We start from the raw sequence: 25,102 nt of genomic DNA on the forward strand, positions 1-25,102 counted from the left end.
CGTTCAGGACGCTTTTCAATCGCTGCATGGGCCGTTTTGTGGCATCCTTCCGGTGACGGCCGCCACACGGTGCGGTGGCCGCAATCCGAGGAGGGAAGTCATGAGACAACTTTTTGTAGCGATGGGTCTTTCGCTGGTTCTGGCGGCGGGATCGGCTGGAGCTGGTGAAACCCCTTCGGCGCCGGGCGCCAAAGTGTTCTTTGACGGTCTCGCTGATGGCGACATTGTCAAAAGCCCGCTCATGGTCAAGTTTGGCATCGAGGGCATGGAAGTCGCTCCAGCCGGAACCGAGATGGACAACACCGGACATCACCATCTCTTCGTCGACCGCCCGCTGCTGGGTGAAGGCCCGGATGGTGCAGACGAGCTTGATGCCAATATCCCTGCCGATGAGAACCACATCCATTTTGGCAAGGGGCAGACCGAAACGACACTTGAGCTCGCGCCCGGCAGCCATACGCTGCAGATGGTCCTCGCAGACAAGGATCACATTCCGCACAATCCGCCTGTCGTCTCAGATCAGATCACCATCACTGTCGAGTAGATGGATCAGGTCGCCCGGCTTGTGCCGGGTCCACACTCTGTCAGCCCAAAGCTTTGGGCTGGCTTGAAAAGGCGCAGAAAAGCGCAGTGCCGGATCATCTCATCCGGCAGCAGAATGGAAAGAACGGCCCGGGCAGGCCGGGTGCCCCGGTGGGCGTGAAGGTGAAATCGCGCACCGCGTCGCTCTCGTCGGTGCAGCCGCCCGGCGTGTAGGCGATGCTGCCGGTGACCGGATGACTGGTCTCGAGCTGCCAGGGGTTTTCGGTCGCGAAAGTGATGCTTCCCGGCGTGGTCTGGATGTCGTCACCGGAAAAGGCGTCAATGAAATTGGAACTCATGCCGCCATCACAGATCAGCTCCAGCGCCCAGTTGGGCTCGAAGCCGGAGCAGATCATGGTCTGCCCGGTTTCGAGCAGGCCGTTGCAGGACAGGTCGGCGGCAAACGTTGCTGCCGGATGGCTCATGGTGAGGGCGAGGGCCAGGCAAAATGGCTTAACGGGTCTGTGGATAAACATCATCGATGATCTCCCTGATCGTGGCTTCAGCTCCCCGAACTTCAATTCTAGCATATTCTTGCGGCAAGGTGAATTGCGACCGCCGGTCAGGGTGCCCGGGACAGGTGGTCTGACCCAGCAGTCCCCGCGCTCTCTGGTCTTGCCTGTTCACGCATTTTGATTGGCCCATCAGCGGCATGTCCGGTATGTGTTGGTCGTGTTTAGTCATTTCTGGAGCGACTGATGACCTTGCCGATGTTTCCCGCCGAAGGCCCCGTTTTGCCCGAGATATTTCCGGCGCGCCGGATCAAGGGGCAGGTGTCGGCGGTGCTGGCAGCTCTCGGCGGTGATTTCCTTACCGAGGATGTGGCCGCACTCGAGATGGGATATGACGGGATCAACGGCGATTTTCATGCCGGCCTGACGCGCAAATCCGGCAGCCGCGAGCCCTGGTACCCGCGTGGCACGGAGATGCGCAATGAGCGGCAATTGTCGATCGTGGCGGCGGATGAGCTTGCAATTGCCGCTGCGCGGATGGGCATCGACCGGATCGAAGCGGGCTGGATCGGCGCCAATCTGGTGATCGCAGGCATACCGATGCTGTCGATGCTGCCGCCGCGCACGCAATTGTTTTTCGAGGGCGGCGTGACGCTGCGAATCGACGGAGACAACGGGCCCTGCCGTTACGCCGGTGCTGCGATTGCGAAGAATTTTCCCGATATGGACGAGACGTCAGTGGCGCTTTCCTTCGTCAAGGCAGCCAAGCGCCGCCGCGGCGTCGTCGCCTGGGTGGAAAAGCCCGGCGTGATCGGCAAGGGCGAAACCGTGACCGCCCATGTCTGGGAACAGTGGATTTATCCCGCGGGCTGACTGGTTCCAACGATCCTTCGAGGCGATGTAATGCGACAATAAGTTGGACGGCAGCGACATTGTTGCTTGCCTTGCGCCCAGGAATGACATAAACATATCTTTATATCATTTTTGAGGTTGTGAATGCTGTCCTTGTCCCCCCTTACACTCGACGAATGCGTCGAAGTGCTCAAAGCCGCTGGCGAGCCGACGCGGTTGCGGCTGATCGCGCTGTTGAGCCATGGCGACCTGACCGTCAGTGAAATGACCGAGGTGCTGGGCCAGTCGCAGCCGCGGATCTCGCGTCATCTCAAGCTGTTGGGCGAGGCCGGGCTGGTCGAGCGCTACCAGGAGGGCGCCTGGGCCTATTTCCGGCTGACGCGCGACGGCGTGCGGGCCAAGCTGATGCAGCACGCACTTGCCGCCACCTCGTCTTCAGACGCGCATCTGGCGCGGGACGCCGAACGTCTCGCAACGGTCAAGCAATCGCGCGCCAGTCGGGCGGAAGCCTATTTCGCCGCCAACGCCGAGAGCTGGAACGACCTGCGAAGCATGCATGCCGCCGACGAGACCGTGGAAGCAGAGGTGCTCAGGCTAATTGGCCGGACACCGTTTGACGGGTTGCTCGATCTTGGTACTGGAACCGGCCGCATGCTCGAGCTTCTGGCCGATCGCTATCGTCGCGCCATTGGAATTGATTCGAGCCGCAGCATGCTGTCGATTGCCCGCGCCCAGCTTGATGATGCCGGCATTACCCATGCCTCCGTGCGTCAGGGCGACATTTCCAATCTGCCGCTTGAGCGCGAGAGCTTTGACGTGGTGACCATTCACCAGGTCCTGCATTTTCTGCATGATCCTTTGCCGGCGCTTACGGAAGCGGCCCGCATGCTCCGGCCCGGTGGCCGGTTGGTGGTGGTGGATTTCGCGCCGCATGACCACGAGGACCTTCGGCTTGAACATGCCCATGCACGGCTTGGCTTCAGTCAGGAGCAGGTGGCGGACTGGCTCAGGCAATCGGGATTGACTGTCGAGAAAATAGTTGATCTGCCGCCGGAGTCCGGCAATGCCCGGACCCTGACAGTCACCATCTGGCTGGCGCGCGATCCGCGTCTTCTCATTGCCTCAGACGTGACCTCTCCAAGTTTAGGAACAGCCTGATATGTCCATCTCCCCCCGCGCCAGCGCACAAGATGCCTCCGACCGGATCAAGGTGTCGTTCGAGTTCTTCCCGCCCAAGAATGGTGACATGGAGAGCCAACTCTGGGACAGCATCACCAAACTGGCTACGTTTCAACCGGATTTCGTCTCGGTGACCTATGGTGCAGGCGGCTCGACCAAGCAGCCGACGATGAACACGATCACCCGGATGTGCCAGGAAACCGCGCTTGCACCGGCGGCGCATCTGACCTGCGTCGGCTCCGACAAGGCCTCGGTTGATGCCGTGGCGCGCGAGTTCCAGGCCGTTGGCGTCAATCACTTCGTGGCGCTGAGGGGCGATCCGCCTGAAGGCGTCGGTGCTGCCTATCAGCCGCATCCGCAAGGCTACGCCAATGGCGCGGAACTTGTGGCGGGCCTGCGCGGCATTGCCGATTTCGAGGTTTCTGTCTCTGCCTATCCCGAGAGGCATCCGGAAAGCCCGGACTTTGCCACCGATATCGACATGCTCAAGCGCAAGGTCGATGCTGGCGCCACGCGGGCGATCACCCAGTTCTTTTTCGACAATGACACCTATGAGCGTTACGTCGAGCGGGTGCGCCGTGCCGGGATCTATATTCCGATCGTGCCCGGTATCCTGCCAATCCACAATTTCGGACAGGTGGCGCGGTTCTCGAAACTCTGCGGTGCGTCGATACCCGATTGGCTGGCGCGGCGGTTTGACGGGCTCGAAAAAGATCCCGAGACCCGGTCGCTGGTGGCTGCGGCGATGGCTGCCGAACAGGTTAACGATCTGGTTGAGCGCGGTATTGATGATTTCCATTTCTACACGATGAACCGCGCCCAGCTGGTTTATGCGATCTGCCATATGTTGGGATTGCGCGGCGCTGAAGCCGTGGGTGCAGCAGCGTAGAAAACCGCCGATTTCCGGCTATTTCGAGAAACACTGGCTGACAAACGAAACGGGAGCGCCGAAACGCTCCCGTCTTTAAACTTTGGCTCTTGTTGATGCCCTCATGACTAAATGAAAAGCATTGCACCCACAAATATGAACGCTGCACAGATCACAAGGGCATTGAGCGATTGCGTAAATCCCATGGTGGTCCTCCATCGCGTTAGCAGTCAAATGATAGTCATGGCTTTGGCCCGGTGGAAAGCAAAATCGTTGTTGCAGTGCAACCCAAAAGCAGACTTTTCGCCTAATATGACCATTTAACATATTGAAAATACGTGATTATTCGCCTGTTCATTTTCTGTTAAGAAACACTCAAATACCGCTGCGCAATCAGGATGCCGCCTTTGTTCCCCGGGTGCCCGTCGCCGCATTTTGGCCTTGGTCTGAATTGCAGATCGAGGTTGGCAAGGTGGAAATGGTGCTCACGGAAAGATATCGCTTTCAGAAGACAGCAAAATGCTGGAATGGCCGATGAACGAAGGAAGATTCGGCCAAATGGCGGGAATCATTGCAGCAATTGTGGCGCTCAAATCGTCGCAGACGTTACAACGCTACGCATCCACGTGGATGGGCAAAGAACGCTGTATCTTTTTGAACTGATGCATGTGCGTTATCGTTCAAATATATCCTTTGAACGCGAGATGCATTTGAGTTCAGCTCTTGAACACCTGCTCGAGCATTGTTGCGACGGCCAGAAGCATTTTGTCCTGGCCAAAACGGGCAACCGCCTGGATGCCGAGCGGCATGCCGTTTTCATCCTTGAAGCCGGGTATGTTGACGGTCGGCGTCCCCATCAAAGTCCAGAGTTTGTTGAAGCGTGGATCGCCCGTCGTTTCCAGGCCCAGAGGCGCAGCACCCGGCGCGGAGGGTGTGAGCAGGATGTCGACTTGCCCAAACAGGGCTGTTGTCGTTGTGCGGCCGCGTTTGGAAAGCTTGCGCGCCGCGTCATAGGCTTGTGGTGTAATCGCCTGACCTTCAGTGAGGGTGTGGAGCAGGCGCGGGCTCAACATGTCGGCAAAACGGGCTAGATCCGGCCCGCAAGCAAGGCCGGCCTCATAGCCCTGAATGGTGGTGTGGGCGTTGCGGGCCTGAGCCAGGGCTTCGGGTTCGCCGATATCGCCGACATCAAAGCCGGCATTGGCCGCCATGTCAGCCGCCTTGGTCAATGCCGCGCGCATCGCCGGGTCGGCGCCCTCGATCAGCGCGCATTGATAGAGCCCGACACGGATTTTGGCCGGATCGATCAGCGGCTCATCGGCGCGGTGTGCGAGATCGCGGCCGGTCAGCAGGGCCGCCAGCAGCGCCACATCCTCGACGCCGGCTGCAAATAGCCCCACGGTATCAAGCGAGGGGGCAAAGTGCTTCATGCCGGTGGTTGGCAGCAAGCGGAAGCTCGGCTTGTAGCCGGCGATGCCGCAAAAGGCTGCCGGTCGCACCACTGAACCGCCGGTCTGGGTGCCGATTGCTGCGGGAATCATGCCGGCGGCGACGGCGGCTGCGGATCCGGAGGACGAGCCGCCGGGTGTGTGTGCCGGATTGTGCGGATTGACCGTCACCGTGGGCTGGAGGAAAGCAAATTCGGTGGTCGCAGTCTTGCCGATGATTGTGGCGCCGCGCCTGCGGGCGAGATCGACAATCGCCGCATCAACGCGGGGGCGGTGCCCCTCATAGGCGGGAGAGCCATAGGATGTTGGCTGATCAAACGTGTCGAAAATATCCTTGATGCCGATGGCGATGCCGGCCAACGGACCATCCTTCTCGATGGCCGAGGCCGCGGCGACATGGGCGAATGCCTTGATGTCAGGGTCCTTGCGGGCAATGGCGTCACGGCTGAGCGCCACCATCAGGTCCGGGTTGGCCTTGCCTTCGTTGCGCGCCCTGATCAACGCCGTAAGGCTAATCATGCGAGTTTCGCTCATGGCTGCGTCTCCCCCTCAAATGGCCTGTCGCGGCAAAGCCTATCGTGAACGCTTTATGGCCAGCCGATTGTCCAGTGACAATAGCCCCAGTGCAATCAGGCCGAGACCAAGCGCTTCGGTGAGCGACAGGGTTTCGCCAAGAAACAGGATGCCGAGCAGGATAGCAGCCGGCGGAACCAGAAGCGTCACCAGCGAGGCGGAGGTGGCGCCGGCGACACTTAAAATCCGGAAGAAGACGATATAGGCGAAGGCGGTGGAGACCAGGGCTAGCGCCAGGATGGCGGCCATCACGTTGATAGGCGGCACCGGCAGGGTCCAGGGCTGATCAACGACAAGCGCCAAGGGCAGCATGATCAGGCTCGAAGCGGTCAATTGCCCTGTGGCGGTGATCCGCGGTGAGACGCCCTTGAAGCGCTTGCCGAAGGTGGCGGCAAAGCCATAGGAGACGGCAGCTCCGACCACGGCGAGCATGGCCCATAGCGGACTGTCGGTAAGCCCCAGCGCCGAGGGGCCGATGAGCAGAACCATGCCGGCAAGCCCAAGGCCGCAGCCGATCAGCTTGGCGGGAGTGATTTTTTCGTCCGTTGTCAGGACCTGCGCCACCAGGACCGCCCAAACCGGCGTTGTGGCATTGAGAATCGACGCCAGGCCCGAGCCGATCTCGGTCTGGCCGAGGAAGATCAGGGTAAAGGGAATGGCGTTGTTGATCAGGCCCATGATCAGCAATTCGCGCCAGCGGTTGGACAATGTCTGATAGAAGCCAGGCACGCGGCCAAAAGCCAGATGCAGTGCAATTGCTGCGAGACCGACCCGAAACAGCACCAGCGTCATCGGCGGCACATGCTGTACGGCGATGCGGCCAAAGAAGAACGACCCGCCCCAGATGAAGCCAAGCAGGACGAGCAGGCCCCATGTGGCGAGATCCATGGAACGATTGGCTGTGTGGGGCATTGGAACTTCCTTGCAGCAGGTGGCGCTGCATGCCACAGGCACAAAGCTGGTACCACCCGAAATCAGCCCGGCTTTAAAAACAGTGTCATTTGCCGGGAGTCCGGCCTGTTGATAGTGTCGCGAACCAATCTGGAGACACATATGCAACGATTCGCCACCGGTACCGACGCCGCACTCGAGCTCAGGCCGGACCATCCGCTTTACTGTTTCCGTCCCGAGGTTCTCAAGCAGGACGCACGCCAGTTCATGGCGCTGTTTCCGGGCGACACGGCCTATGCGGTGAAGACCAATGGCGAGCCGATGGTTCTCAAGACGCTTGTGGAAGCCGGCGTCAAGATCTTCGATGTGGCGTCACCGGGCGAGTTCAAGGCGGTGCGCGCCGCGTCGAAGACCGCCGAGATGCTTTACATGCACCCGGTCAAGGCGCAGTCGGATATCCGCCTGGCGCTGGAAAAATACGGCATCAGGGTGATGTCGCTCGACCATGAGGACGAAATCGCCAAGGTGCTCAGGATCGTCCGGGCGCTCGATCTCGATCCGGGCTCGATCAGCATTTTCGTGCGGCTGCAGACCAAGGGCCACGCGATGTATGAGCTGTCGAAGAAATTCGGCGCAGCACCCGGCCATGCGGTGGAACTGGTGCAGCGGCTCCACAAGATAGGCTTCAAGGTAGGGCTGTGCTTCCACGTCGGCAGCCAGGTGGAGGAGGCCGAATCCTACGAACTGGCGCTCAAGTCAGCCGACTGGGTGCGCAACCGCGCGGGTGTGCCGCTGGTCGGGCTCGATGTTGGCGGCGGCTTTCCTGCTGTCTATGGCCACAATCCCAACCGCAAGGTCAAGCCGATGCCGCCGCTTGAGGAGCTGATGGGCGAGCTTCGCTCCAACATCACCGAATGGGCGTTCGACGACATGCCGCTGGTGGCCGAGCCAGGCCGTGTGGTGGTGGCGCGTGCATTCTCGCTGATCGTGCGGGTGCTGCTGCGCAAGGGAAAGCGCCTCTACATCAATGACGGCATCTGGGCCTCGCTGTCGGACAGCTGGACCGGCAAGATCACCCTTCCGGCGCGGTTCATCCCCGATCCGGCACGGCGCATCCGCAAGGGCAAACCCGAAAACGTTGTGCCGTTCAAGGTTTGCGGCGCGACATGTGATTCCGTCGACATCCTGTCGCGGCCGTTCTGGCTGCCTGAAACTGTCGACACCGGAGACTGGATCGAAATCGGCCATATCGGTGCCTATTCGCTGTCGCTCAGAACCCGCTTCAACGGATTTTATCCCGATGATTTCGTCGAGGTGACGACACCGTTTGGCGGCGAAGGCGCACCCGATGGTTTTGCCAGCCTGGAGACGATGGCGGATTGAGGGGACTGGCGGGCGCGGCAATAGGAGCCACCGGACTTCTCGGTTCCTGCTGCCGTGTCAGGCGGCGGACAGGTGCGAGGGAACCAATGCGGTGGGTCAGGGGTTGACCGGTGCCGGCATGGGTGGATCGGGGCAGGGTTCCCGGTCATCGTGATGACGGCTTTGCAGAGCTAAAATTGATCTGGAAGGCAATTATGGAAAATCCGATATTTTTTGACGACTGGGCCGGTATTGGCCGGATTCTGATCACCGGGGTTCTGGCCTATGCGGCGCTTATCGTGATGCTGCGGACCTCCGGCAAGCGGACATTGAGCAAATTCAATGCCTTTGATTTCATTGTCACCATCTGCCTGGGGTCGATGCTGTCCTCGATCATCATCACCAAATCGGTGCCGCTGGCTGAAGGCATTGTCGGGCTGGCACTGCTGATTGTGCTGCAGTTCGGCATCACCTGGCTGTCGGTGCGCTCGCGGACATTCGAGACGCTGATCAAGAGCAATCCGACGCTGCTGGTGCATCGCGGCGCCTATCAGGACAAGGCGCTGCGCGCCGAGCGGGTGTCGAAAGAAGAGATTCTTGCAGCGTTGCACGCCAATGGCCTGGCAGAGATGTCGGATCTGCATTCGGTGGTGCTGGAGACCGATGGCTCGCTGAACGTCTTCAAAGCCGTCTGACACGGGGCTCGTTCCCACATATAGCACCGCGCGCATCTGTCACGCGGCTCGTTTGTCTGTTTCGCGCTATTGTCGCTGCTCAAGTCCAGTCTCCAGGCTGGCCAGGAGATCATGACATGCCGAAACTGATCCGCTTCGTACTTCTGAACACCGCTCTTGGTGTGCTGATCGGCTGGCTGGTGGCTGCCGGGGTGGTCTATTTTAACATCAACGGCTTTGGCGATCTGATCTGGGGCTCTTCAAGCCGGGTTGCGGCCGTGTTCATCCTGATGGTGTCGTTCGGCATCACCTTCGGTTTTGCGGTGATGGCCACCGCGGTGATGCTGATGCCCACCGACAAGGACGATTTCGACAAGCTGTGAGTGACTTGCCGGAGCCTGTCCCGGCTCGGTCGAGGCTCAGCGATAGATCAGTGTCGGCAGCCACATGGTGAAGATCGGAAAGAATGTCACCAGCATCAGTACCGCAAAAAGCGGAATCAGGAATGGGGCGGTGGCGGTAACGCAGCGTTCGAATGGTACTTTCGAGACCCGCGAGAGCACATAGAGCACCATGCCGACTGGTGGGGTAAGCAGGCCGATCATCAGGTTGAGCACGAGAATGACACCGAAATGAACCGGGTCGATACCGATATGCACGGCAATTGGCAGCAATACCGGCACCAGAATGGTGATGGCGGCAACGGTTTCCATGAAACAGCCGACAATGAGCAGGATGATGTTGATCAGCAGCAAGATGATGATCGGATTTTCCGACACCCCGAGGATCAGCGCGGCGAAATGCTCCGGCACCCGGTTTGAGGTCAGGATCCAAGCAAAGATAGATGCGGCGGCGACGATGAACAGCACCACGGAGGTGGTCTCGATGGTGTCCATCGAGACCTTCAGGAAGCGCCTGATGGTCAGCGTGCGGTAGACGAACAATCCGAGGATCAGCGCCCAGGCGCAGGCGGCAATGGCAGCTTCCGTCGGGGTGAAGGCGCCCGAGAGGATGCCGCCGACAATGATCACCGGCGTAAGCAGTGACAGGAATGCGCGGATGAAGGCATGACCCAGGACTGAAAAGCGGAACGCCTGATCGCGAGGGTACTTGTAGCGGCGGGCGTAGAAGGCGACCATGATCATCAGCGCGACGGCCATCAGCATGCCAGGAATGAAGCCTGCGGCAAACAGCTGACCGATGGAAGCGCCAGCAACGACACCATAGATCACCATTGGCAGCGATGGCGGGATGATCGGACCGATGGTGGAGGACGCAGCGGTGATGCCGACAGCAAAGCCCGGATCGTAATTGGCGTCACGCATGGCCTTGATTTCGATGGCGCCGAGCCCGCCTGCGTCAGCGACGGCGGCCCCCGACATGCCGGCAAAGATAACCGAGGCGCCGATATTGACGTGGCCGAGTCCGCCCGGCAGCCAGCCGATCATCGCCTTGGCGAAATCGAAAATGCGCTCGGTGATGCCGGCGGTGTTCATCAGGTTGCCGGCGAGGATGAAGAACGGCACGGCCAACAGCGGAAAGGAATCGACGCCATTGATCATGCGGTGCGCCACGACAAGGCCGGGTACGTGGCCGTCAAGCAGGATGAACACGGCCGAGGAGCCGGCCAGCGCGATGGCGACCGGGACACCGAGCATGATCAGCGCGAAAACCATGACGAAAAGCAGGGTCAGAAGCATGGTGTGCCTTTGCTCGAAGCGGAGGGGGCGATGGCAGGACGGGTCAAAGCGTCGGGCCGGTTGCCTTGGCGGTTTCGGGGTCGATCAATCGGCTGCTGCCCGAGCGCCAGTGGCGCCAGAAAACAATCAGCGCGTAGATGGTCATGGCCAGAAAGCAGGCTGAAATGAACCAGTAGATCGACGATTTCGGAAAGTTGAGCGAGACCATCTTCTGCTGGGTCCTGCCGGCCACCTGGGTGCACAAAAAGCCCATGAAGCCGTAAAAGACGATTGAGACGACATCGATGAAATATTGCAGTGCCTTGCGCACCGGCCGCGACAGCCAGCGGAACGCCAGTTCGACGGCGATGTGGCTTTCGCGGCGGACCGCCATGACGGCGCCGAGAAAGGTCACCGCGATCAACAGGAAGCGGGCGATCTCTTCGGTCCAGCCGAGCGAATTGTTGAGCACATAGCGGGTGAAGAACTGCAGAAAGACGACGAAGGCCAATGCCCAGAACACGGTCAACACCAGACCGTCGTCAACCTGGAAACCGGACAGGTCCTCGTCCTCCTCATGGATCAGTTTGGCGATCGAGGATTCAGTTGTGGATTTGTCTTTTGTTGACATCAGGCAACCTCCGAAGGGACTGAGACGCGGCGGCCCAAGGCCGCCGCGCAACGCGCAAATGTCCGGATTCGGTTACTTGATGGCCTGCAGCTTGTCGTAGGTGGCCTGGTCCCAGGTGGCGTCAGGGCCATTGTGCAGCTTCATCGTGGCTTCACGGAACGGCGTGCGGTCAACCTCGTTGACGGTGACGCCGTTGTCCTTGAACCATTGCACCAGATCCTTTTCCTTCTGGATGATCTGGTCGCTGGCACAAACCGCTGTCTCATCAAGCACGGTGTCAAGTGCTGCCTGATCCTCGGCGCTCATGCTGCCCCAGGTCGGGCCGCCGACGATGGTCATCAGCGCATCGCTGATATGGCCGGTCAGCGTGATGAATTTTTGCACCTCGTAGAATTTCTTGGCCTGGATGGTGGGCAGCGGGTTTTCCTGGGCGTCGACGGTGCCTTGCTGCAGAGCCAGATAGACCTCTGCAAAGGCGATCGGCGTCGGGTTGGCGCCGACAGCCAGCGGGAACATCATGTAGAGAGGCGCGTTGGGGACGCGGATCTTCAGGCCTTCCATGTCCGCAGGTGCCTTGATCTCGACATTGGAGGTGACGTGGCGCTGACCGTAATAGGTCATCGAGGTGATGTGGTTGCCCGAAGCATCTTCATAGCCCTTCGACATTTCGCCGAAGAGCTCGGAATTGCGGTACTTGTCCCAGTGATCGAAGTCGCGGAACATGAATGGCGCGCCGCCGATGGCGATCGGCCCATAGGAGCGGCCGGCAAACAGCTGGCCGGTGTAGATGATGTCTACGGTGCCGAGCCCGAGGCCTTCATTGATGTCGACTTCCTTACCCAGCGACGAGGCCGGAAACACCTCGATGTTGTAGCGGTCTTCGGTTGCCTTCGACAGCATATCGGACGCCGCTACGGCGCAGGTGTGATATGGCTCGCTGGATTCATAGACATGCGCCCATTTCAGCGTGGTTGGCGCGGCAAATGCGGGGACGGACGTCGCCGTCAGCATTGTCGAGGCCAGTGCGGCAAGTGCGATATCTTTCGTTTTCATGGATAGTTCCTCCCAAAACTACACTGACTCTAATGCAGGCCAGTTGCAAATCATCCTCTACATCACACGCAAATTTTGCCACATGATGCGGAATATATACTAGTATGCCAGCTTGTTGGCAAGGCGATTTTATCGCAAGTCCTGGAATGATTTTCGACGATTGGACCCTGATCTTCGAGGTCAGGGCAAACCTGATTCTGCCGTTGCGGAACCAGATGGATCGGGCCGAACTCCTGTCCAAAGTTTTCCACATCCGTTTTGCAATTGCGGTAAAGCACACTACGCTGGCCGCACAAGGAGACGTGGATGGAAGAACAAATTGTGGGTGCTGTCGAAACGGTGGGTGGTGTTGTCGATCAAGCCGTTCATCATGGTGATCATATGGTCTCGATCGCCATCGCGGTTGCCATCGCAGCGCTGCTCGGGCTTGGATTCATGCGTCTCAGGCAACCGCCGCTGGTCGGCTTTATCCTGGCCGGCCTGGCGCTTGGCCCGACTGGCCTGGGGGTGATTTCGACTTCTGAAAACGTCTCGCTGCTGGCTGAAATGGGCGTGGTTGTGCTGCTGTTCTTCATCGGCATGGAATTGTCGATCAAGGCCTTTGTGCTTGGTCTCAAACAGGCTGTGCTGGTGGCCGGCGGGCAATTGATCGCGTCAATGGCGCTGGCGGGGGTGCTGGCCTATGTGCTGGACGCCAGTCTGTCCGAAACCATTATTCTGGGCTTCATTATCGCGCTGTCGAGCACCGTTGTGGCGATGAAGATGCTCGACGAGATGGGCGAATTGCGCGGCGCGCCCGGGCGTGTCGCTGTGGGCGTGCTGATCGCACAGGATCTCGCGGTGGTGCCGATGTTGATTCTGGTGTCGAGTCTCGGCGGCGACGGATTCGATCTGGGTGATGTGGCCTTCAAGATGGTGGTTGCGGTGGCGCTGCTGGCCGGGCTGTTGTGGTGGTTCGGCCGCCACCCTAAACTCAAGCTGCCTTTTGCCGAAGCGATCGAGGACAATGTCGACCTTCTGACCATTGGCTCACTGGCATTGTGCTTTTCGGCCGCGGCGCTGTCCGGTCTGGCCGGGCTGTCGCCGGTCTATGGCGCGTTTCTGGCCGGTATCGTCATCGGCAACTCCACGCTTCGAAGCCGGATCATTCCGGTGATTGAACCGATCCAGAGCATTCTTCTGGTGGTGTTCTTCCTGTCGATCGGCTTGCTGATCGATCTCGATTACATTCTGGCAAATATCTGGCTTGTTGTGGCGACCGCATTCCTGGTGGTGGGATTGAAAACCGCGCTCAACATCTTTCTGCTGCGCCTTACCGGCGCGGATCCGAAGACGGCACTGTTGGCCGGCTTGTCGATGGCGCAGGTCGGCGAATTCTCTTTTGTGCTCGCGGCAGCAGGGTTTGCCTCGGGGGCTTTTGGCGCCGATCTCTACCGTCTGGCGATTGCGGTCACAGCGATCTCGCTTCTTGTCTCGCCGGTCTGGTTCAATCTGATGGAACGCGTAGAAGACCTCGCCAACGAAGGTCTGGGCTCCTACAAGCAAGCGCTGGCGCAGGCCTATGAGGATGAACTTGATGGAGTTGAGAACGTCGTCTGGGCGGCGAGGGCGCGATACCGCGCGCTTCGCTTTGCGCTCTATCAGCGTCGGGCGCGCCGCGCCACATCTGCCAAACCGGGTGAACACGTCACGGCAGTGCCTGAAGCGGCGGAAGCGGTCACTGACAAACCGATAATGACGGCCAGTGGTTCCGACAGCGCCGAGGCGCCATCACAGCCGCCATCAATCAACCGGGCGGCCACAGGGCCACTCGACGAGACCGGTCAATCGGCGATCACACACCCGAAGGCAGCTTCGCCCAAACGGCGGAAAGCCTCAAAGCCGGCCGAGTAGCGTCTGGTCCGGCCAGCCATCGGCAGGAAGGCCGAGGCGAAGCTGTTCGGCACGCACCGCAGCGCGGGTGCCGCCGCCCAGAATGCCGTCGATCTTGCCGACATCATGGCCCAGGGCAGCAAGCTTTTGCTGCAATTGCTTCATCGCTATATCCCCAAGCCCGTCGCCGGGGTTGCCTGCATCATAGGGCTTCGCGCCGGCAAGCCGGGTGGCAAAATAGGCGGCCGATGTGGTGTAGATGAAGCTCTGGTTCCATTCGAGATAGATCGAGAAATTCGGAAACACCAGGAACGCCGGGCCATTGCGGCCCTGCGGCAGCACCAGATCTGCCGCCAGGTTTTGCGAGGTCGGCGCGCCGTTGCGGAAGCCGACGCCCAGACTTGTCCAGTCGCTGAGCTTCATGCCTTGTCCAAGCCCGGATTTCTCAAAGGGGAAGGCATCCTTGGGCAGTGAGACTTCTGCCAGCCATGGCTCGCCGGCACGCCAGCCGAGCGCCTGGATAAACCTGGCGGCGGTCATGATGGCGTCTTCCGACGACTTCTTGAGATTGACATGTCCGTCGCCATCGCCATCGATGCCATAGGCAAGGATGTCCTTGGGCAGCATCTGCACCTGGCCTATTTCGCCGGCCCAGGCGCCGGTGGTGCCTGTTGGATCAAGGTCGCCATGGCCAACCATTTCGACGGCAGCGAGAAGTTGCGGCCGGAACAGTTCAGGCCGGCGGCAGTCATGCGCCAGCGTCGCCAGCGCATTCAATGTGTTGAAATCGCCCTGCACCGCGCCAAAATCTGTTTCCAGTCCCCAGAAAGCTGTGATCACCGCGGCAGGCACGCCATATTCGGCTTCGGCACGCGCAAAGGTGCTGGCGTATTGTTTCATTTTCTTGGCGCCGACCTGCATGCGGTTGGAGCTGACGGAGCGCTGGGAAAACTCGAGAAATGTCTGCCGGAACACACCCTGTGCCCGGTCGCGCGACAACACCTTGTTGTCGACAGTCGCCCGACGCAAAGCCTTGGTGGCAACCTCGTCGCTGATGCCACGGCCCACCGCTTCGGCTCTTACGCCCTCAAGGAATTGCGCGAAATTGCCGCCGCAGGCGGGCGCTTGCGCCAGCGCCGGCGTCGCCAGAATGCTTGAGAGAAGAAGGGCGAGGGTGATTTTTGATGTCATGATGGCGTCAACTCCTGATGGAATGGCGAACCCACCCCAAATTTGTGGCAATGATGAGGTGATTCCCGGGATGCTCCAAGTATCGTGTCGGCAGAACGTAATGGTTCAGGCTTCGGCAGAGGCGAGCTGGATGCGCACAAGGCCGGTCGCTGCCTTTCATGGCCTCCATAGGGCCGGTTGCAGCCATGGCTCCGGGAGCATGAGTGTTCCATGATCCGGCGCTGAAGTGGAGTCGAGGTTAAGCGACTGCCAAGCTTCGCGCCATTGTGCTGGCAAGGGATAGGGTGGTGCAACCCCGGTTTCCGGTTTGAAGCCGCTGCGGCCGTAATAGGCGGGATCGCCCAGCACATAGACTTGAGCGATACCGGTGGGCTTGAGTTGTTCCAGTCCCTCGCGGATCAGCGCTGTGCCAACGCCCTGCCGCTGCCATTTCGGCGCGACGGCGAGCGGTGCGAGCAGGGCGGCTTTGATGTCGCTGGCCGTTATCCCACAGGTTGTGAACAGGATATGCCCCACCACTGTGACACCTGCTTGTGCAACGAGCGAGAGAATGCCGGGCTCTTCCGTCAATAGCTGCCTGACCAGCGGCAACAGATCCTCATCCGGGAAGGCATCGGGATAAAGCCGTTCGATCGATAACATATCATCCGCTTGGCTGCTGCGGATCTTGATGGTTTGCATGATGCCCTCGATTGAGAACGTGTTGCCGATATTGCGCTACTTCAAGGCAAGCGCAGGGTTAGCGGGCGTATTTCCTCAGCCATTCGCGCCACTGGGTCTTGGTTCCGGCAAAGGCGTTGATGTCGGTGTTGCCCTTGATGCCGGGCATGATGCCGGTGCCGGTGTACTGCCACAGGGTCCAGGGGTGGTCGGGATAGATGTCCTGCGGGTGGGCGGCGACCGAACGCAGCCAGAACTGATAGCCCTTGAAATGGCCGTCAAGATTCTCGCGGTGAAAATCGACCGGGGTGTAGATGATCGGCCGCTTGCCGTAATGGGCGCCGACGATGTCCATCCAGATTTTCATTTCGGTGCGCACGGTTTCCGGATCAGGGCGGCTTGTGCAGTTCTTTGAGGCGTGATTCCACTCGACATCGAGCACCGGCGGCATCTGCACCGATTCCCGCGACACATTGGCGATGAACCAGGCGGCCTGTTCGCGCGCCGGGCGGCAGAAGTAATAGAAATGATAGGGCGCATGGGCGATCCCGGCGGCGCGGGCGCCGCGCCAATAGCTCTCGTAGCGGCTGTCGGTATGATCGCCGCCCTCGGTCGCCTTCATGAAGGCGAATGCTACTCCGGCCTTGCGAACCTGGTTCCAGTCAATCTCGCCCTGCCATTTGGAAATGTCGATGCCGTGGACCGGGTAGCGGTCCGGGTGGCGTTTGCCGAATTCCACCGGGTCGCTGTCGCCATAGCGGCCCTTTCCGGGCGCTTCCAACTTGACGACGTTACGGGCCGGTCCGGACGCGGTCTGCTTTGACTTGCCGATCGGCTTAAGACTGTCTTCAAGACTTGTGGAACTGCAGCCTGACAAGCCGACGGTTCCAGCGGCAAGCAGCACCATCAGGGTCAGTTTCAGGCCGGGTTTGGTTATCCACAGGGATTTAATGCGGCGCGCCAAGGCCGGCATCGCAGGAATGAAATCGGGGTTCTGGCGGGACATGGACCTGCCTTTTGGGGAATCATTGTGTGTCATCAAGGCGCTACACAGTCCGGAATTGGTGGTGACTCCCGTTTGACGGTCTCGCCAAGAGGAGATTTTCCTCTGGTTTAACGACAAAAGCTTAAATTTTGAAAAACACGATAAATCATGTGTTTACCACAAAAGTTACCGGTTACTTTTTGTTAAAGCCTCAACGGCTATGGTGCGTCGGGGAACAGGAGTATTTAGCATGATGCTGAATTCTTATCTGCCAAACAAGAGCAAGCGATATGCAATCGTTGGTTTGGCAATCGCATCAATTACACCTCTGGCGGCACTCGCTGGAGAGATGCTCGTTGGTGTCGGGGGTACGCATACAGGATTTGAAACGACTTTCAGTGCGCTGGGCATAGCCGCAGTTGCCGCGCCGATTGCCGTTACTGGACTTATTGCCGGACTTGGCCGCCGCCATGACCGTCTGGCACAACAAATCGGCAGTGAGCGGGCTGCCGCTGAACGATTCCGGAAAGCCGCTTATCACGACAGCCTGACAGGATTGCGCAACCGTCACGCGTTGACCGAAGACTTTGATCAGATAGCTGCCCGCATGCCGGGGCAGTCTGCAGCCATGACGCTGATGCTGTTTGATCTCGACCGGTTCAAATTCATAAACGACACGATGGGTCATGCCGCCGGCGATGCGGTTCTCAAGGCATTGGCGGAGCGGCTGCAGGCATATTGCGGCGACAGCCGCCGGGTCTACCGGCTTGGCGGCGACGAATTCGTGATCCTTTGGGAAGGCACCCACAGCACGGACGAAATCACCCGGTTTTGCGCGGAATTTTCGGCGTCGGTATTCCGTCCGGTGGTCTATGGCGATGGCGCCATCGATACTTTCTGCAGCGTCGGGATCGCGATGACGGACGGACCGGCGGCAACCTTGTCCGACCTTCTGAAACGCGCGGATCTGGCGCTCTATCGCGCCAAATCGAAGCCAGGCTCCAATCACTGTTTCTACAGCGTGGACATGGACAACGATTACCAGAATCGACGCGGGCTGGAGGCAGCCATGCGCGCGGCCGTGGCCACAAGCGCATTCGAACTTGAATATCTGCCGGTGATCAAGACCGCGACACTGTCACCGTCGGGCTTCAGGGCCAGCCTGCGCTGGAACCACCCCGATCTTGGCAATATCGAGCAAGCGGCATTCATGCCTCTGGCAGAGCAAAGCGGATTGATCGTGCTGATCGGCAAATGGATGTTGCGCCAGGCACTCGGCGATGTCGGTAAAATCACAGGCCAGGCTGAAATCACCCTGCCGGTTTCACCTCTTCAACTTCAGGATCAGGGGTTTGCGCCGCTGGTTGCAATGGAACTGAAGCATGCCGGTGTCGCGCCCGAACGGCTTGTCATAGACGTTACGTCCAATGCTGCCATGGGAAAATGCCCTGTCGCCCTGACCAATCTCGAGCTGTTGCGCAGTGCTGGAGTGCGCATTGCGGTCAGCGAATTCGCCGCCAGCGTTGCGGGATTGTCGATGGGCCGGCCCTATCCGGTCGATCGCGTCCGCCTCAACCTTGCCGGCATCAAGGCGATCGCCGGCGAGAAGCAGATGCCGCAGATGCTGAACCTGTTCCTGCAACTGGCAGCCACCGTCGGAACGCTTGTGACCTTGACTGGCGTCGACTCTGTGGCAGACCTTCAGTGTGCCCTCAAGGCGGGGGCCGAAGAAGTCGAGGGCAGTTTTGCCGGACCGGCTCTGAGCGCAGAACGGGCCCGGCAGTTTTTCACATCGCTGGCCGGCCTGGCTCCTGCCCAGCCAGATAGCAGTGATCTTCGCAAAGCAGGCTGAGCAGGAGCGGCCGGCACCGATCGATGGGGCGTTATCAGGCCTTTCCGGCGCCGCCGGCAGTCGGGGTGGTCAGGATTACGGCATCACCTGCTTCCAGCACGGTCTGGTCGCAGGCTTTCAGCGTTTCGATGCTGCCATCACGCCTGCGCACCTCCGTCTTGCCGACCTGACCTTCGCCGCCGCCGTCAATGCCCAGCGGTGGACGGTTGCGATGCGAGGACAGGATTGCCAGATCCATGCGCTCAAGAAAGCGGATGGTGCGCTTGGTGCCATTTCCGGCGCTGAATTTGCCGGTGCCGCCAGAGCCATCGCGGATATGGAAATCCTCGAGCTGAACCGGGAAGCGCATCTCCAGGATTTCCGGATCGGTGAGGCGTGAGTTGGTCATGTGGGTGTGGACGCCCGAGGTGCCGTTGAAGCCGCGGCCGGAATTCTCATAGCCTGCCGGTGAGCCCGAACAGATGGTCTCGTAGTACTGGTGCGTGTCATTGCCGAAGGTCAGGTTGTTCATCGTACCCTGGCTGTTGGCCAGTGCGCCGAGCGCACCGAAGATGGCGTTGGTGACGTGCTGCGAGGTTTCGACATTGCCGGCCACGACAGCGCGCGGATAGGCCGGTTTGAGCATCGAACCTTCCGGGATGATGATGCGGATCGGCCTGAGGCAGCCTGCATTCATCGGGATCGGTTTTTCGACCATCACCCGGAAGCAGTAGAGCACGGCGGCGCGGGCCACCGGCTCGGGTGCGTTGAAGTTGTTTTCCATCGCATCCGAGGTGCCGGTGAAATCGACTGTCGCTTCACGCTTTTCGCGATCGACCGAGATCTTCACCTTGATCACCTGACCGGTGTCGGTCGGGTATTCATATTCGCAATCGGACAGGGTGGAGATAACCCGGGCAACGCTTTCGGCTGCATTGTCCTGGACGTGGCCCATATAGGCCTCGACCACATCAAGGCCGAAGTCGGTGACCATCTTTCTGAGGTCGGCGACGCCCTTCTCGTTGGCGGCAATCTGGGCCTTCAGGTCGGCGACGTTCTGGGTGACGTTGCGGACCGGGAAGGGGTGATCGGTGAGGATTTCGATCAGCTCTTTTTCCCGGAACCGGCCGCGCTCGACGATGCGGAAATTGTCGATCAGCACGCCTTCCTCGTCGACCGTGGTAGCAAGCGGTGTCATCGAGCCGGGCGCGGTGCCGCCGACATCTGCATGGTGCCCACGCGAGGCTGACCAGAACAGGATTTCCGTTCCGTCGTCTGAGAACACCGGAGTGACGACGGTGATATCGGGCAGATGGGTGCCGCCATTGTAGGGCGCGTTCAAGGCGAAGACGTCGCCGGGATGGATGTCGCCTTCGTTGAGACGGATGATGGTTTCCACCGAGCGGTCCATCGAGCCCAGATGCACCGGCATATGCGGTGCATTGGCGACCAGCGCACCGGTTCGGTCGAAGACGGCGCAGGAGAAGTCCAGTCTTTCCTTGATGTTGACCGAATAGGCGGTGTTCTGCAGCGTCACACCCATCTGCTCGGCGATCGACATGAACAGGTTGTTGAAGACTTCGAGCATGATCGGATCGGCCTGATCGGCGCCGATGGCCAGTGCGCGGTCTAGCTTCTCATAGCGGGTCAGCACGACGTGATCGAGGATATTGATGCGGGCTTCCCAGCCGGGCTCGATGACAATGGTCTGGTTGGGCTCAATGATCAAAGCAGGACCTGCGATCCTGTGGCCGGGGCGCAGGCGGTCGCGGCGGATCACCAGTGCGTCGCGCCACTCACCGTTCGAATAGATCTGGCGGGTCTCGCCGCCATCGGCTTCCACAGTGGTCATCAGGTGTTCAGGCTCGACGCGGCCGTCCTTGCGGTCGTCGAGGCCTTCCACTGAAATTGCCTCGATGATGACGGTCTTGTTCTCATAGACAAATCCGAACTGGGCCTTGTGAGCTTTTTCAAATTCAGCGAGGGCGGCGTCGAAATCAAAGTCGGAGAAAGCAACCGGTATGGTGGTGTCGGTGCCGTCATAGCGCAGCTGCAGAAGCGGCCGCCAGCTGATCGCGTCATCGGGGACGCCCTGGCTTGCCAGTTCCTCGAACACGCCCTTGCACAGGGTGTCGATCAGCAGTTTGACGTCGAGGCGGCTTTCCTCCGCGAGCGGCTTGATGATCGCCTGCTGGCGGCTGGCGAAGACGCTGGCCAAACCGATGCCGTAGGCTGACAGCAGTCCGGAGAAGGGGTGGATCAGGATCGATTCCATGCCCAGCGCGTCGGCCACCAGACAGGCGTGCTGACCACCGGCGCCGCCGAAGCAGTTGAGCAGGTAGCGGGTGACGTCATAGCCGCGCTGCACCGAGATCTTCTTGATGGCGTTGGCCATGTTCTCGACCGCGATGGTGACGAAGCCTTCGGCGATTTCCTCGGCCGACTTGCCGGGCTGGTCGCTGGCGAGAGCGTCAAACGCGGCGCGTACGGCGTCGGAATCAAGCGGTTGGTCCTGCGCCGGACCGAAGATGGCGGGGAAGAAGTCGGGCTGCAGCTTGCCGAGCATGACATTGGCGTCGGTGACGGTGAGCGGGCCGCCGCGGCGGTAGCAGGCGGGGCCGGGATTGGCGCCTGCGGAATCGGGACCGGCGCGGAAGCGGCCTTCACCCGAATGCAGGATCGAGCCGCCGCCGGCGGCGACAGTGTGAATGCGCATCATTGGTGCGCGGATGCGCACGCCGGCCACTTCGGTGTCGAAAGCGCGCTCATAGTCACCGTCATAATGGGCAACGTCGGTGGAGGTGCCTCCCATGTCAAAGCCAATGACCTTGTCGAAACCTGCCAGGGCGGCAGTCTCGACCATGCCGACAACACCGCCTGCGGGGCCTGAGAGGATGGCATCCTTGCCGCGAAACATGTCAGCCGCGGTCAGGCCGCCAGAGGACATCATGAACTGCAGCGTCGGGCCCGGTTCACCAGAGGGGGTGGCGCCGAGTTCGCCTGCGACCCGGTCGACATAGCGTCTCAGGATCGGCGAGAGATAGGCGTCGACAACCGTTGTGTCGCCACGGCCGACCAGCTTGGCCAGCGGCGAGACCTGGCTGCTGACCGAGATCTGGGCAAAGCCAGCGTGCTGGCAGGCGCCCTCGACGATGATTTCGTGGATCGGGTTTTGCCATGAATGCATCAGCACGATGGCAACGGAATCGATGCCGTCGGCGTGGGCTTTGGCAAGTTCCGGCTCCAGCGCTTCGAGGTCCACACCGCGCACCGCCTTGCCGTCGGCCATGGTCCGCTCATCGACCTCGATGACACGCTCATAAAGCTGTTCGGGCAGGATGATTTCCTTGGCGAAGATGTCAGGCCGGGCCTGGTAGGCAATGCGCAGCGCGTCGCGGAAACCCTTGGTGATGACTAGCAATGTGCGGTCACCCTTGCGCTCGAGCAGCGCATTGGTGGCAACCGTGGTGCCCATCTTGACGTGGCCGACGCGGGATGGCGGAACCGGCGTGTCTTGATCGACGCCAAGCAGATCGCGGATGCCCTGGATGGCGGCGTCGGGATAGGCCTCGGGATTTTCAGACAGCAATTTGTGCTGATGCAGCGTGCCATCGGGTGCACGACCGACCACATCGGTAAAGGTGCCACCACGATCAATCCAGAAATCCCAAACGCCGCTCATATCAATCGCTCCAGTGATTGCGCGCCCGGCTGATGCCATGGACACGGATAATGGTCTGCGTATAATGCTTATTGTCGGCATAACGTCAACATTTTGTAGATAAAATGTGAGTGTAATTATAATGGCTCAACAGAAATCATCCGCTGCGACAGGCGTTGGCCCTATTGTTTCGGCCTCGCATCTGGCCGATGGCAGTATGCCGGCGTTGTCGGAACTGGAATTCGGACTGGTGATCCTGAGCAATGCCTTCCAGCGCTGGACCACCCGCTGCACGGCGGCGGCGGGCGGTGAGGGGCTGTCGGCGATTGAGGTGCAGATCCTGCATGCGATCAATCACCGCGAGCGCGACAAGAGCCAGTCGGAACTGTGCATGATGTTCAACATCGAGGACACCCATGTTGTGGCCTATGCGCTGAAGAAACTTGCGGCGCTGGCGCTGGTGGAGCCGGGCCGTCGCGGCAAGGAAAAGACCGCGCGGATCACCAAGGCCGGGGCGGATCTGTGCCTGCGTTACCGGGACTTGCGGGAAAAGCTGCTGATTGAGTCGGTCAAGTCACTGGGTCTGGATGAGGCCCGGCTCAGCGAGATCGCGGCGCTGATGCGGGTGATGTCGGGTCAATACGACCAGGCCTCGCGCGCCGCCGCCAGCTATTGACCGTTCGGTTGCTGACTGCCTATCGTCATGCCACGTTGCAGCAAAGACCACGGGAGCAGGTGCATGGATTATGTCCGGTTGGGAAAAACAGGTCTGAAGGTGTCGCGGCTGTGCCTTGGCTGCATGAGCTTCGGCACGCCGGGCGGGCCGACGCATCCCTGGGTCATTGATGAAGAGGCTGCGCAGCCATTCTTCCGCAAGGCGGTGGAAAGCGGCATCAACTTCTTCGACACGGCAAATCACTACAATTACGGCGATTCCGAGAAGATCACCGGCAAGGCGTTGAAGGCCTATGCGCGGCGCGACGAGATCGTTGTGGCCACAAAGGTGGGGCTCAGGATGAGCGATGGCCGGCCCAACGACCGCGGCTTGTCGCGCAAGCATATCTTCGATCAGATTGACCAGTCGCTCACGCGGCTCGGCATGGATTATGTCGATATTCTCTATATCCACCGGCTTGATCCTGACACGCAATTCGAAGAAACGCTGGATGCGCTTGAAGCGGTGGTTCAGTCCGGCAAGGTGCGCTATGTCGGCGGGTCTTCAATGTGGGCCTGGCAGTTTGCCAAGCTGCGCGAGATGCAAAAGGCGCGGGGTTACCAGCAGTTCGCCGCCATGCAGAATTTCTACAATCTGGCCTATCGCGAGGAAGAGCGCGAAATGATGGCCTACTGCCAGAGCGAGGGCGTTGGCGTGGTGCCATGGTCGCCGATCGCGCGCGGGTTTCTGGCCGGCAACCGGCCCAAGGACGGGCAGGCGACCAACCGTGCGACAACCGACAAGATGGCGCTCGGATATTTTGGCTCGGCGCAGGATTATGCCATCCTTTCACGCGTCGAGAAGGTCGCCGCCAAACTCGGCGTCAAGCCGGCGCAGGTGGCCTACGCCTGGGTGATGTCGAAAGACTTCGTAACCGCGCCGATCGTCGGCGTCACCAAGATTGCCCAGCTCGAAGAAGCGATTGGCGCGCTTGATGTGAAGCTTGATGCAGCTTCCATTCGCCTGTTGGAAGCGGCCTACAAGCCGCGCGAGGTGGCGGGGCACAGCTGACGGTCCTCACCCCACCTTGGCCTTGCGTCCGCACCAGACCACGAAGCCCACGGCGATCGCGAAGCCGAGCGTCACAGGGGTGATGGTTTCGCCCAGAAGCAGGGCGGAGAGGCCCAGCGTGACAAAGCTTTGCAACAGTTGCACCTGGCCGACACGGGCAATGCCGCCAATGGCCATGCCCCAGTTCCAGAAGATGAAACCGGCAAACATTGATCCGAGCGCCAGGTAGCCGAGTGCGATCAGGGCGTTGGTGTCCGGCTGGTTGACGCCGGCGTCCCAGGTGAAAAGGGTTCCCGCCAGCGACAGAGGTGCGGTGATAACCAGCGCCCAACTGATGACTTCCCAGCCGGGCCTTGTGCGGGCAAGCTTGCCCGAAATGACATAGCCGCAGGCTGCGGACAGGGCGGCGCAACCAAGCCAGAGATCACCAATGCCGGGTTCGATGTCGGCACCCGACAGCGAAAAAATCATCACCAGAGCGGCGCCGGCGATGCTCCAGGCCCAGAAGGCCAGGCCGGGGCGTTCACCGCCGAACAGGGCTGCAAATGTGGCAGTCATCAACGGCAGCACGCCGAGCACGACGCCACCATGCGACGCCGGCACGGTTTGCATGGCGACACTGGAGAAGCCGGGAAACCCATAGACCAGCAAAACTCCGGCGATAAGCAGTGAGAGGGCATGCTTGCGCGGGAACGGCTTTCTCAGAATGAGCAGCGTGGCGCCGGCGACGCTCGCCGCAATCAGCGCCCGCGCGAAGGTGATGAAGGCGGGCGAAAAACCTTCGAGCGCAATGCGGGTTGCGGGCAGGGTCGCGCCAAAAATGACCACGCCGATGAAGCCGAGCGCCAGTCCGGCCAGCGGGTGACCGGAGGATGCCGGGGCGGGCGTTGCTGCGAGGGGGGAGGAGAGGGCATCGGGTGTATTTGGCATGG

22 protein-coding genes are annotated in these 25,102 nt (G+C 60.3%); 11 read left to right on the forward strand and 11 right to left on the reverse strand.

Annotation, left to right across the window (positions count from 1 at the left end; translation table 11 throughout):
- Positions 1–100 precede the first annotated feature (100 nt).
- Positions 101–544 (forward strand): DUF4399 domain-containing protein, encoded by a 444-nt coding sequence (locus tag IMCC20628_RS04090; RefSeq protein WP_047029154.1) that lies wholly within the window; start codon positions 101–103, stop codon positions 542–544.
- A gap of 94 nt (positions 545–638) precedes the next feature.
- Here IMCC20628_RS04090 and IMCC20628_RS04095 read toward each other — a convergent pair whose 3' ends face one another.
- On the reverse strand, positions 639–1,061 hold the full coding sequence (locus IMCC20628_RS04095; RefSeq protein WP_047029155.1) for a hypothetical protein: 423 nt from the start codon (positions 1,059–1,061) through the stop codon (positions 639–641).
- Between the two features lie 219 nt (positions 1,062–1,280).
- Here IMCC20628_RS04095 and IMCC20628_RS04100 point away from each other — a divergent pair, with 219 nt between their 5' ends.
- From IMCC20628_RS04100 to metF, 3 genes are all read left to right on the forward strand, one after another.
- The gene (locus IMCC20628_RS04100; RefSeq protein WP_047029156.1) at positions 1,281–1,907 is read left to right on the forward strand and encodes an MOSC domain-containing protein; all 627 of its coding nucleotides are present in this window, start codon (positions 1,281–1,283) and stop codon (positions 1,905–1,907) included.
- Positions 1,908–2,030: 123 nt separating this feature from the next.
- The gene (locus IMCC20628_RS04105) at positions 2,031–3,044 is read left to right on the forward strand and encodes a metalloregulator ArsR/SmtB family transcription factor (protein WP_047029157.1); all 1,014 of its coding nucleotides are present in this window, start codon (positions 2,031–2,033) and stop codon (positions 3,042–3,044) included.
- Position 3,045: 1 nt separating this feature from the next.
- The gene (gene metF / locus IMCC20628_RS04110) at positions 3,046–3,954 is read left to right on the forward strand and encodes a methylenetetrahydrofolate reductase [NAD(P)H] (protein ID WP_047029158.1); all 909 of its coding nucleotides are present in this window, start codon (positions 3,046–3,048) and stop codon (positions 3,952–3,954) included.
- A gap of 695 nt (positions 3,955–4,649) precedes the next feature.
- Here the strand turns inward: metF and IMCC20628_RS04115 are convergent.
- Entirely contained in the window at positions 4,650–5,915 is a 1,266-nt protein-coding gene (locus IMCC20628_RS04115) for an amidase (protein WP_245307872.1), read from the reverse strand.
- A gap of 39 nt (positions 5,916–5,954) precedes the next feature.
- Positions 5,955–6,866, reverse strand: coding sequence for a DMT family transporter (locus IMCC20628_RS04120; protein ID WP_047032241.1), 912 nt, complete (start codon positions 6,864–6,866; stop codon positions 5,955–5,957).
- Between the two features lie 141 nt (positions 6,867–7,007).
- Here IMCC20628_RS04120 and IMCC20628_RS04125 point away from each other — a divergent pair, with 141 nt between their 5' ends.
- From IMCC20628_RS04125 to IMCC20628_RS04135, 3 genes are all read left to right on the forward strand, one after another.
- Entirely contained in the window at positions 7,008–8,228 is a 1,221-nt protein-coding gene (locus tag IMCC20628_RS04125) for an alanine racemase (protein WP_047029159.1), read from the forward strand.
- Between the two features lie 194 nt (positions 8,229–8,422).
- On the forward strand, positions 8,423–8,902 hold the full coding sequence (locus IMCC20628_RS04130; protein ID WP_047029160.1) for a YetF domain-containing protein: 480 nt from the start codon (positions 8,423–8,425) through the stop codon (positions 8,900–8,902).
- 116 nt (positions 8,903–9,018) lie between these two features.
- A complete protein-coding gene (locus tag IMCC20628_RS04135; RefSeq protein ID WP_047029161.1) occupies positions 9,019–9,264 on the forward strand; it encodes a hypothetical protein in 246 nt (81 codons plus the stop codon).
- Positions 9,265–9,300: 36 nt separating this feature from the next.
- On the opposite strand, the gene IMCC20628_RS04140 is transcribed toward IMCC20628_RS04135, so the two are convergent.
- The 3 genes from IMCC20628_RS04140 to IMCC20628_RS04150 all read right to left on the reverse strand — a co-directional run bounded on the left by IMCC20628_RS04140 (position 9,301) and on the right by IMCC20628_RS04150 (position 12,244).
- Positions 9,301–10,581, reverse strand: coding sequence for a TRAP transporter large permease (locus IMCC20628_RS04140; RefSeq protein ID WP_047029162.1), 1,281 nt, complete (start codon positions 10,579–10,581; stop codon positions 9,301–9,303).
- A 43-nt stretch (positions 10,582–10,624) separates the two neighbouring features.
- Entirely contained in the window at positions 10,625–11,191 is a 567-nt protein-coding gene (locus IMCC20628_RS04145) for a TRAP transporter small permease (protein WP_047029163.1), read from the reverse strand.
- Between the two features lie 72 nt (positions 11,192–11,263).
- Positions 11,264–12,244 (reverse strand): sialic acid TRAP transporter substrate-binding protein SiaP, encoded by a 981-nt coding sequence (locus tag IMCC20628_RS04150; RefSeq protein WP_047029164.1) that lies wholly within the window; start codon positions 12,242–12,244, stop codon positions 11,264–11,266.
- 306 nt (positions 12,245–12,550) lie between these two features.
- Between IMCC20628_RS04150 and IMCC20628_RS04155 the strand changes: the two genes are divergently transcribed.
- Positions 12,551–14,137, forward strand: a complete 1,587-nt coding sequence (locus IMCC20628_RS04155) for a cation:proton antiporter (protein ID WP_082127991.1) — start codon at positions 12,551–12,553, stop codon at positions 14,135–14,137.
- Here the strand turns inward: IMCC20628_RS04155 and IMCC20628_RS04160 are convergent.
- The 3 genes from IMCC20628_RS04160 to IMCC20628_RS04170 all read right to left on the reverse strand — a co-directional run bounded on the left by IMCC20628_RS04160 (position 14,120) and on the right by IMCC20628_RS04170 (position 16,889).
- Positions 14,120–15,307: a lytic murein transglycosylase gene (locus tag IMCC20628_RS04160; protein WP_047029165.1), complete on the reverse strand. Its 1,188-nt coding sequence runs from the start codon at positions 15,305–15,307 to the stop codon at positions 14,120–14,122. The genes IMCC20628_RS04155 and IMCC20628_RS04160 overlap by 18 nt on opposite strands.
- 156 nt (positions 15,308–15,463) lie before the next feature.
- Entirely contained in the window at positions 15,464–15,988 is a 525-nt protein-coding gene (locus tag IMCC20628_RS04165; RefSeq protein ID WP_047029166.1) for an N-acetyltransferase, read from the reverse strand.
- A gap of 58 nt (positions 15,989–16,046) precedes the next feature.
- Positions 16,047–16,889, reverse strand: a complete 843-nt coding sequence (locus tag IMCC20628_RS04170) for a GH25 family lysozyme (RefSeq protein WP_047032243.1) — start codon at positions 16,887–16,889, stop codon at positions 16,047–16,049.
- A gap of 313 nt (positions 16,890–17,202) precedes the next feature.
- Here IMCC20628_RS04170 and IMCC20628_RS04175 point away from each other — a divergent pair, with 313 nt between their 5' ends.
- Positions 17,203–18,804: an EAL domain-containing protein gene (locus IMCC20628_RS04175; protein WP_047029167.1), complete on the forward strand. Its 1,602-nt coding sequence runs from the start codon at positions 17,203–17,205 to the stop codon at positions 18,802–18,804.
- A gap of 34 nt (positions 18,805–18,838) precedes the next feature.
- Here the strand turns inward: IMCC20628_RS04175 and IMCC20628_RS04180 are convergent, their stop codons facing one another.
- Complete coding sequence (locus IMCC20628_RS04180) at positions 18,839–22,465, reverse strand: hydantoinase B/oxoprolinase family protein (protein ID WP_047029168.1); 3,627 nt, start codon at positions 22,463–22,465, stop codon at positions 18,839–18,841.
- Positions 22,466–22,586: 121 nt separating this feature from the next.
- Between IMCC20628_RS04180 and IMCC20628_RS04185 the strand changes: the two genes are divergently transcribed.
- Positions 22,587–23,120, forward strand: coding sequence for a winged helix DNA-binding protein (locus tag IMCC20628_RS04185; RefSeq protein ID WP_047029169.1), 534 nt, complete (start codon positions 22,587–22,589; stop codon positions 23,118–23,120).
- A gap of 63 nt (positions 23,121–23,183) precedes the next feature.
- Positions 23,184–24,170 (forward strand): aldo/keto reductase, encoded by a 987-nt coding sequence (locus IMCC20628_RS04190; protein ID WP_047029170.1) that lies wholly within the window; start codon positions 23,184–23,186, stop codon positions 24,168–24,170.
- Between the two features lie 6 nt (positions 24,171–24,176).
- On the opposite strand, the gene IMCC20628_RS04195 is transcribed toward IMCC20628_RS04190, so the two are convergent.
- Entirely contained in the window at positions 24,177–25,100 is a 924-nt protein-coding gene (locus tag IMCC20628_RS04195) for a DMT family transporter (protein WP_082127993.1), read from the reverse strand.
- Positions 25,101–25,102 lie beyond the last annotated feature (2 nt).

This window comes from Hoeflea sp. IMCC20628, from assembly GCF_001011155.1.
In the GTDB taxonomy this organism is placed as follows: domain Bacteria; phylum Pseudomonadota; class Alphaproteobacteria; order Rhizobiales; family Rhizobiaceae; genus Hoeflea.